Annotated in this window: 5 protein-coding genes; 4 read left to right on the top strand and 1 reads right to left on the bottom strand. The window is 34.5% G+C overall.

Annotated features, from left to right (window positions below; genetic code table 11):
• Positions 1 to 271 precede the first annotated feature (271 nt).
• From QLS65_RS15965 to QLS65_RS15955, 3 genes are all read left to right on the top strand, one after another.
• Positions 272 to 5,086, top strand: a complete 4,815-nt coding sequence (locus tag QLS65_RS15965; protein ID WP_282718663.1) for a T9SS type B sorting domain-containing protein — start codon at positions 272 to 274, stop codon at positions 5,084 to 5,086.
• A 61-nt stretch (positions 5,087 to 5,147) separates the two neighbouring features.
• Positions 5,148 to 6,065, top strand: coding sequence for a PorP/SprF family type IX secretion system membrane protein (locus QLS65_RS15960; protein ID WP_282718662.1), 918 nt, complete (start codon positions 5,148 to 5,150; stop codon positions 6,063 to 6,065).
• A gap of 19 nt (positions 6,066 to 6,084) precedes the next feature.
• The gene (locus tag QLS65_RS15955; protein WP_282718661.1) at positions 6,085 to 7,950 is read left to right on the top strand and encodes an OmpA family protein; all 1,866 of its coding nucleotides are present in this window, start codon (positions 6,085 to 6,087) and stop codon (positions 7,948 to 7,950) included.
• 84 nt (positions 7,951 to 8,034) lie between these two features.
• Here the strand turns inward: QLS65_RS15955 and QLS65_RS15950 are convergent, their stop codons facing one another.
• Complete coding sequence (locus QLS65_RS15950; RefSeq protein WP_099713544.1) at positions 8,035 to 8,616, bottom strand: MiaE family protein; 582 nt, start codon at positions 8,614 to 8,616, stop codon at positions 8,035 to 8,037.
• 110 nt (positions 8,617 to 8,726) lie between these two features.
• On the opposite strand from QLS65_RS15950, the gene QLS65_RS15945 reads away from it, so the two are divergent.
• Positions 8,727 to 9,968 carry a glycosyltransferase gene (locus tag QLS65_RS15945; RefSeq protein ID WP_282718660.1) on the top strand — a complete coding sequence of 414 codons (1,242 nt, stop codon included), beginning with the start codon at positions 8,727 to 8,729 and terminating at the stop codon, positions 9,966 to 9,968.

The following is a 9,968-nucleotide window of genomic DNA, read 5'->3' as shown; positions in this document are numbered from 1 at the left end:
AGCCCGCCTGCGCAGATGGTACTGCAGTTATGTGGGAGAGTATGTCGTCGCCTTTCTTTGAAGAATCCTCATCATGAATTTGATGAGGATTTTTTGCGTTTACTCAATTGAATTATTGAATCTATTTTAAATTAAATATATTAGCTATTCAATCTCTTTATTTTTAAATAGTTAAATTTTTATTAAAATTTGATTTGTTCATTGAAAATAAAACAATACTTTTATTGATTAGAATATTACACTGTAATATATTAACTATAAAAATCAGTTTATGAAGAAAAAATTACTTTTATTTTTACTATTTCATTTATTATTTGGGTTTACATTAAGTTCGAAAAATTTAAAGCATCTTGTGAAATTACATGATGTGAATTTTGATGTTTCTTCAAAATTGATTTCTGCAGATACAATAAAAAAAAATAAAAAATCATTAAGGATTTCAAAAGCCAAAGCTGTTTTACCACCACCTTCAACTACTGCTGGTAGTTCTTGTGGCGATGGTGTTAGTTTAATGCAGGTTAATGTTTATGCATTTGGAGCTAATGGTACAGAAACTATTGAATGGTTTACTTCTCAAACTTCAGTAACCCCTATTTACACTGGAACTATTTACAGTCCAAGTATTAGTTCAACTAGAACGTATTATGTGCGTAGTAGGTCTGGAAGTGATATTAGTACACGTGTACCGGTTGTCGCATCAATTTATGTAGCGCCTTCAGCGGTTACTTTGACAGCTTCTCCACCAAATAATACAACAAGTCCTTTATGTTTAGGAACACCAGTTACTTTTACTGCTTCAGGTGGAGCAGATTTATTCGAGTTTTCTGTTGATGGTGTTGTTATGCAAGGCATGTCAACTAGTAGAGTGTTTACAACTAATGCTTTAACTGATGGTCAAGTTGTTAAAGTAAGGACTAGATATGCAGTTACTATGGATGGATCTATTACTGAGACTTCATGGGGAACGGGAGCTTTAGAGGATAACTTTCTTTCCGCTCCATTATCTGCGAATGCTTCAACAGGATATTTAAATTCTTTAAAAATAAGTGCTTTAGAAGATAAGGTAGTTTTAGGGATTGCAGGTAAAGTTTTAAATAATAGAAGTATTTTGTTGTTTCTGGATACTAAAAATGGAGGATTTAATGTTTCAAATTATGGTGATGAAGCAGGTTCTGATCCATTAGTTAGAGCCTTTAATATTTTTAATAATAATCCTAGTACTTTCGATTCTTATTTTCAGGCTGATTATTGTTTAGTTATTTCTACAGATGCAGCCGAAACGAATTATTATGCTAACGTTATTGAATTAAGAACAGGTGCATCTGTTAAAACTTATTTAGGAAGTGCTGCGACAGGTTTTCCTTCAGCAGTAATGGGTGTTAATAAAAATAATAGTGGGATTAATGATTATAATCTTGGTTTTGAAGTAGAATTTTTAAAATCTCTTATTGGTTATACAACAGGAGATATTAAGTTTTTTGCATTGACAATGAATGATAAAGAAGATGGAAGTCAGTCGGTTACTAATTCATTTTTGAGTCCGGAAAGAACTAGTAATCTAGATTATGGGATTGCTTCCATAGATTATAATCTTAAAGATCCAAATCCTGTAGTTGTTGCCTCAGCTGCATTAACACCTTGTTATTCAGAGGCAAATATTACAATGAATTTTGTTTCAATCCCTACAACGGCCAGCATTACACAACCAACATGTGCTATGCAAACCGGAACTATTGTAATTGCAACACAACCTGGGGTTGAGTATAGTATAAATGGTACTGTTTATCAAGATTCTAATACATTTTCGGGATTAGTACCTGGGAATTACACCTTATATGTTAGAAATAAATTAGATAATTCTTGTGTGCTTTCATCAGCTACTCCTGCTGTTGTTAATGCAATTCCAACTCCTCCAGTGGTTCCAACAGCGGCAAACCTTATTCAACCTACGTGTGCTATGCCATCTGGAAGTTTAGTTATAACAACGCAAACTGGAGTAGAGTATAGTTTGGATGGTACGACCTACCAATCTTCAAATACTTTTACGGGATTAGTTCCAGGAGGTTATACATTGTATGTTAGAAATATAGCAGATAATACCTGTGCCGCTTCATCTGGATCTGTATCAACAATTAATGCAGTTCCAAATCCACCAGTAGTTCCAACAACGATGAGTGTTACTCAACCTACGTGTGCTACGCCATCTGGAAGTATCGTAATAACGGCACAAGCAGGAGTAGAGTATAGTTTGGATGGGATAACCTATCAAGCTTCAAATACTTTCAATGGGCTAGCTCCGGGGTCTTATACTTTGTATGTTAGAAATACAGCGGATACTACTTGCGTAACTTCATCAGCTTCAGCAACAACAATTGACGCAGTTCCAACTCCTCCTGTAGTTCCTACTACAGTAAGTGTTACACAACCAACGTGTGGAACACCATCTGGAAGTATCGTAATTACGACACAAGCAGGAGTAATGTATAGTTTGGACGGCACAACGTATCAAGCTTCAAATACTTTCAATGGATTAGCTTCTGGGAATTATACTTTGTATGTTAGAAATACAGCTGATAATACCTGTGTGACTCCATCTGGGTCAGCAATAACAATTAATACAGTTCCTATTCCTCCTGTAGTTCCAACAACAGCGAGCGTTGTTCAGCCTACTTGTGGAACACCAACAGGAAGCATTACCATAACAACACAATCTGGGGTAGAGTATAGTTTGGATGGTGCAACATATCAAGCTTCGAATGTTTTCTCAGGATTAGCTCCAAGTACTACTTATACATTATACGTTAGAAATACAGCGGACAATACTTGTATAACTTCTTCCGGGTCAGTAACAACAATTAATGCAATTCCAAACCCTCCAGCAGTTCCTACATCGGCAAGCGTTACTCAGCCAACTTGTGGTACGTCATCAGGAAGTATTACCATAACAGCACAATCTGGGGTAGCATATAGTTTAGATGGTATAACCTACCAAGCTTCAAATGCTTTCAGCGGATTAGCTCCGGGTAATTACACTTTGTATGTTAGAAATACTGCCGATACTACTTGTGTAACTTCATCGTCTTCAGCAACAACAATTAATGCAATTCCAATTCCTCCAGTAGTTCCAACTACGGCAAGTGTTACACAACCAACGTGTGGAACACCATCAGGAAGCATTACCATAACTACACAAACAGGTGTAGAATATAGTTTGAATGGTACAACGTATCAAGCTTCAAATGCTTTTAGCGGATTGGCTCCGGGTGCTTATATTTTGTATGTTAGAAATATTGCTGACAATACTTGTATAACTCCATCTGGATCTCCAATAACGATTAATGCAATTCCAACTCCTCCAGTAGTTCCAACAACAGTAAGTGTAGTTCAGCCTACCTGTGGTATACCATCAGGAAGTATTACAATAACAACACAAACTGGAGTAGAATACAGTTTGAATGGTACAACATATCAAGCTTCAAATACGTTCACAGGATTAGTTCCTGGAACTTATACATTATATGTTAGAAATACAGCCGATAACACTTGTGTAACTTCATCTGGATCTGTAACAACAATTAATGCAATTCCAACTCCACCAGTAGTTCCAACAACGGCAAGTGTAACTCAACCTACGTGTGGAATGCCATTAGGAAGCATTACCATAACAGCACAAACAGGAGTAGAATATAGTTTGAATGGTACAACGTATCAAGCTTCAAATCTCTTCACAGGATTGACTCCAGGAACTACTTATACTTTGTATGTAAGAAATCTTTCTGATACTACTTGTGTCACTTCTTCGGCATCAACAACAACAATTAATCCTATACAAGTAGTGCTAGTGCCAACAGCGGTTAGCGTGGTACAACCAACATGTGCTGTGCAATCAGGAACTATTGTAGTAACAACACAACCTGGAGTTGCGTATAGTTTAAATGGTTTAACGTATCAGGCTTCAAATACATTTGCAGGATTGGCTCCGGGTAATTATACCTTGTATGTAAGAAACACAGCTGATATTAGCTGTTTAAATACATCAACATCTGCGGTAACGATTAATGCAATTCCAACTCCTCCCGTAGTTCCAACAACTTCTAGCGTTGTTCAGCCAACATGTTCCGTTACATCTGGGACTATTGTGATAGCAACTCAATCTGGAGTAGAATATAGTTTGAATGGTACAACTTATCAAGCTTCAAATACATTTACGGGATTAGCTCCAAACAATTATATATTATATGTTAGAAATATTGCTGATAATACATGTTCAGTTCAAAGTCTGACAAGTGTAACTATTAATCCACTTCCTTTATTACCGTCAACTCCAACTTTGGTTCAAGTTGTACAACCAACATGTTTAGTACCATCAGGAAGCATTACAATTAGTACTCAAGCAAACGTTCAGTACAGTTTAGGTAATGGTTATCAAAACAGCAATGTGTTTAATAATTTGGCGCCAGGGAAATATACAATGAGTGTGCGATTTACAAATAGTATTGCCTGTATAACTATAGGTGCTGAAATAACTATAAACGCGATTCCTCCACAAATTCAATTTGAAACAATAGGTGATTGCGAAAATAAAGAATATGTTATAACAGCAAATCCACTATTAGGCTCATATGATCCAAACAATGTGTCTTATCAATGGAAGGATAATACTGGAGCTCCTATCGGAACTAATTCAAATGTGTTAAACGTAACTGATGTGATAGCATCAACTCCAAGCGGACAAGTAGTGTTTCCTGTAACATATACCCTTACTGTAACTTCTACAAATACGGGTTGTGAAACATCAAATAATGTAGTTATAGAGTCTGTTTATTGTAATATCCAAAAAGGAATTTCTCCTGATGGTAACGGTTCAAATGACTTCTTTGATTTAAGATTGATGGATGTTAAAAAACTGGAAATATTTAATAGATATGGTATCAAGGTTTACAATCAGGCGAATTATACAGACCAATGGAAAGGTCAGTCAAACAAAGGAGAAGATCTTCCAAGTGCTACCTATTATTATGTGATAGAATTCAATAGCGGAGAACCAAAAACAGGTTGGATTTATTTAATCAGAGAAAAACAGTAATTAATAAATTTATTTGTCTGTAAATTTTTAAATAGACCAATAAACCGAAAAATAAATAGATATGAACAAAAAAATATTGATGTCTCTTTTAATTCTTATTGCCTATATGGATGTAAAAGCGCAACAAGACCCACATTATACTCAGTACATGTATAATATGAATGTTATTAATCCAGCCTATGCAGGTTCTAATGAGAGTATTTCTTTTGGTCTTTTATATAGAAAACAATGGGTAAACATTGAAGATTCACCAGCTTCATTTACTTTCGCAGGTCATACTCCAGCGGGAAAGAATGTAGGTGTTGGTCTATCATTTATATCAGATAAGATTGGACCGGTAACAGAGCAAAATGTATTTGGAGACTTCTCTTATACTTTGAAATTAGGAGACACACAAAGATTGGCATTTGGTTTAAAAGCTGGAGTCTCTTTTCACAAAGTAGGACTCAGGGATATTCAATCCAGTTTGCCAGACCCTAATGAAGGTATTTTTGGAGAAGACATCAACGATACATCATTTAATTTAGGATCAGGGTTGTTTTATTACACAGATAAATATTACGTGTCTTTTTCGATTCCAAATATGATTAAATCAGCGCACTTAGATTATAATGGACGTGAATATGGTTCAGATGTGTCTCACTATTTTTTAGCCGCAGGTTATGTTTTTGATCTTAATTATGAATTGAAATTCAAGCCTTCGTTAATGTTAAAATCGGCGTTTAATGTATCTCCGTCTTTAGATGTTTCTGCTAATTTTTTATATCAAGAAAAATTTGAGATTGGAGCAACTTATAGATTGGAAGACAGTTTTGGCGGAATGGTCAATTTTGCTATCACACCTGAATTAAGAATTGGGTATGCTTACGATCATATTATTTCAGATTTGAAAGTAACTTCTCCATCATCACATGAATTCATATTGTTATATGATTTATTTGAATCGAAAAAAGTTTCACGTTCTCCTAGATTTTTCTAAAATTTAATTTTTATAATTAATGAAAAAAAATACACTTTTACTGTTTTTTGTGCTGGCAGGTTTCTCACTTTGTGCACAAAATAAAGAGACTAAAAATGCAGATAAATTATTTGAAAGCTACGATTATGTTGAAGCTGCTGAAGGATATCTAGCTTTAGTTGAAAAAGGAAATACAGATGCTTATGTGACTAAACAACTTGGTGATAGTTATTATTATATGCACAATACCGTAGAATCCGAAAAATGGTACGCCAAAGCTGTACAAACAAAACAAGATGCAGAAACGTATTATAGATACGCTCAAATGTTGAAATCTAACGGTAAATACACGGAGTCTAATGTTCAAATGAAATCATTTTCAGCTTTAGCACCAGACGATCAGAGAGCTAAACAATTCAATAAGAATCCAAATTACCTTTCGGAGCTATTGAATAAAGAAAAACTTTTTGTTGTAGATAAAATTTCAGTTAATTCTCAAAGATCAGATTTTGGAGCAAGTCTTTATGGAGATATACTTTATTTTGCAAGTGCCAGAAATGAAAGCAATAAAATATACGGTTGGAATAACGAACCTTATTTAGACATTTATCAGTCTACTTATAATGCTGATGGAAGCTATTCAGAGCCAATTCCTGTAGATGAATTAAACAGTAGGTTTCATGAAGGTCCTGTTACAATGACCAAAGACGGTAATGTTGTTTATTTTTCAAGCGAAAGTTTCAAAGATAAATTATTCGAGAAAGATAAAACACACAAGCTGAAATTTGGTCAAGTGAATCTTTACAAAGCTGTTAAAGAAAACGGTAAATGGGGATCTATTACTCCACTGCCATTCAATAGTAAAAGTTATTCTATGGGGAACCCATCTATAGATGCAGATGGGAAGGTTCTTTATTTTGCTTCTAATATGCCTGGTTCTGTAGGAGGAACTGATATTTGGAAAGTAACAGTGAATAATGATGGAACATATGGCGCGCCAGAAAATTTAGGGAATAAAATTAACACAGCTGGTGACGAAAATTTTCCTTTTGTAACAGATGATGCTATTTTATATTTTTCTTCAAACGGCTTGACTGGTTTTGGAAGCTTAGATGTTTTTTCTGTTGATTTAAATAAAGATGAGGAACCATATAACATTGGAAAACCTGTAAATACGGAGAAAGATGATTTTGCTTTTACATTTAATAAAGAAAAAAACATTGGGTATTTATCCAGTAATCGTAGTGGTGTAGACCATATCTATAGTTCTATTCCAGTATGTAAAGGGCAGATTCTTAGTGTGGTAAAAAATGCCAAAACTGGTGAGTTATTAGCTAATTCTAAAGTTGTTATTTTAGATGCGACTAACACAGTTTTATATACTCAAATGTCTAATATGAATGGAGAAGTTCTTTATGACGTAGAATGTCAAAAACCATATACTATAGAAGTTTTTAAAGATGGTTATGTTTCAAAATCTTTTCCTGTAGCTAAAATTAGTGAAGGGAAAGTTACCGTTGATGCAGTAATTGATCCAATTGAAGTAATAGTTACAGAGACAGAGATTATTTTAAATCCTATTTATTTCGAATACAACAAAAGCAATATAACTAAGAATGGTGCTGCAGAACTTGATAAATTGGTTTATGTAATGTCTCAAAATGATAAGCTGAAAATTTATGTTAAGGCACATACTGATTCCAGAGGTACTGATGAATTTAACTTAGATCTTTCAGAGAGAAGAGCAAATGCTACTGTAGCCTACATTATTTCAAAAGGAATTAGTGTTGATAAAATAACTGGAAAAGGTTTTGGCAAATCAGAATTTAAAGTGGATTGTCAGGAAAATTGTACCGAAGAAGAACATGCCTTAAACAGACGTTCTGAGTTTATGATTGTGAAATAAGCTACTTAGAATTGTAAATATTAAAAAACAGGATGCCGTTGAGCATCCTGTTTTTCGTTTAATGTTATTTTGGTAGTTTTTTAATTAACCGTGGATCGTTTCTTGTTTACCATAATTCGTGATAATCGAAGTTTCAAATTCAATCCATTCCTTCCAGCGTTTGTCTACATCAATGTTGTCAGCATATTTTCGAGCGAAACCCAAGAAAGTGGTATAATGTCCTGCTTCGGAAATCATGAGGTCTCTGTAAAAAGTGGCTAATTCGACATCTTTTATGTTTTCTGATAAAACTTTAAACCGTTCACAACTTCTGGCTTCAATCATAGCTGAAAATAACAATCGATCACAAAGAGCGTCTTTTCGGCTGCCATCTTTTTTCATAAATTTAAAAAGTTCATTTACATAATGATCTTTCCTCTCTCTGCCTAAAGTCAGTCCTTTGCTTTTGATTAAATTATGAACTAATTGCAAATGATCTAATTCTTCTTTTGCAATAATCAGCATCTCGGTTACTAATTCTTCTAATTCAGAGTTATAAGTAACTAGACTTATCGCATTTGATGCTGCCTTTTGTTCACACCAAGCATGATCCGTCAAGATTTCTTCTATATTCGATTCGACTATATTTACCCAACGAGGGTCTGTGGCTAATTTTAATCCTAACATGGTACTGAAATTTATTTAGAACAAAATTAGTGTTTTCTAATCTATTTTTTGTCCAAATGACGGGATTGAACACAAAATAGCATTATTTTGCAATTGAAATTTATAATAATATGAATCAGGTTCAAAAGCTTTTAATTATTGGTTTTGTTTGGCCGGAGCCAAATTCGTCCGCAGCAGGAGGAAGGATGATGCAGCTGATTTCACTTTTTAAAGCACAAGGTTTTAGTGTTACGTTTGCCAGTCCTGCGCAAAACAGCGATTTCATGGTTGATTTAGGTGTATATGAAGTGGATAAAAAATCAATCGAACTGAACAATTCCAGTTTTGATATTTTTGTAAAAGAACTGAATCCAGCTGTAGTTTTGTTTGATCGTTTTATGATGGAGGAGCAATTTGGTTGGCGTGTAGTTGAAAATTGCCCGGATGCGTTACGAATATTAGATACTGAAGATTTACATTGTTTGCGATTGGCTCGCCAGAAAGCGTTTAAGGAAAATCGTTCTTTTAGTACAACTGATTTATTTGTAGAAGAGGTTGCGAAACGCGAAATCGCCAGTATTTTACGTTGTGATTTGTCTTTGATGATTTCCGAATTTGAAATGGAATTATTAGAATCTACATTCAAAATAGATAAAGCATTATTGTATTATTTGCCTTTTTTATTGGAACCAATCATCAGTTCTGAAATAGAGGAACTGCCTTCTTTCGAAAATCGAAAAGACTTTATTTTTATCGGAAATTTTCTTCATGAGCCCAATTGGAATGCGGTTCAGTATTTAAAGGAAACGATTTGGCCTTTAATAAAAAAGCAAGTGCCAGAAGCTGTTTTGAACGTTTATGGTGCTTATCCTTCACAAAAAGTAATACAATTGAATAATGGCAAAGATAGTTTTTTAATTATGGGACGAGCTAGTAACGCTCAAGACGTAGTTACGGAAGCGCGAGTTGTTTTGGCTCCTTTGCGTTTTGGCGCAGGTATTAAAGGGAAGTTATTGGAAGCGATGCAATGTGGAACACCAAGCGTAACGACTACTATTGGTTCAGAATCCATGCACGGGGATTTGCCTTGGAATGGCTTTATTACGGATGATGTAGCTGATTTTGTCGATGCAGCAGTACAATTGTATCTAGACAAAACAATTTGGGTTAAAGCCCAAAAAAACGGAATTGAGATTGTCAATCAAAGATATTCTAAAGGTTTGTTCGAAACGGACTTTAGTACTAAAATAGAATTTTTACGATCTAATTTTGAGCAACATCGGTTGAGCAATTTTATGGGAGCTATGTTGCAACATCATACTTTAAAAAGTACCAAATATATGTCTCGTTGGATTGAGGAGAAGAATAAATAA

This window comes from Flavobacterium algoritolerans, from assembly GCF_030010385.1.
Lineage (GTDB): Bacteria > Bacteroidota > Bacteroidia > Flavobacteriales > Flavobacteriaceae > Flavobacterium > Flavobacterium algoritolerans.
This window is presented reverse-complemented; position numbering and strand designations above follow the sequence as displayed.